This window comes from Kitasatospora sp. MBT63 (genome assembly GCF_000710465.2).
GTDB lineage: Bacteria > Actinomycetota > Actinomycetes > Streptomycetales > Streptomycetaceae > Kitasatospora.
Genome location: NZ_JAIZ01000427.1, coordinates 1 through 204 on the forward strand (window position 1 = coordinate 1; position 204 = coordinate 204).

The window sequence follows — 204 nt, forward strand, 5'->3', positions numbered from 1 at the left end:
GCCGCCGGGGGTGTAGTGGAACGTGGTGGTCTGTTCGGCCTGCCCGTCGGCCTGCCCGTCGGGACCGCCGCTGGTGGTGAGGGTCTTGCGGGAGCCGTCGGCCCAGTAGGTGACGGCGAGTCGGGTGTCGTCGGCACGGGTGGTGCTGACGGGTTTGTTGTCGGTGTTGTAGCTGGTGCGGTTGTCGTCGCGGTCGGTGAGGAG

1 protein-coding gene is annotated in these 204 nt (G+C 69.6%); it reads right to left on the reverse strand.

The genetic code is table 11. The features are described from left to right. Positions 1-204 (reverse strand): hypothetical protein (locus AA75_RS49690; protein WP_033822249.1); only part of this gene is annotated, 204 nt, incomplete at both ends.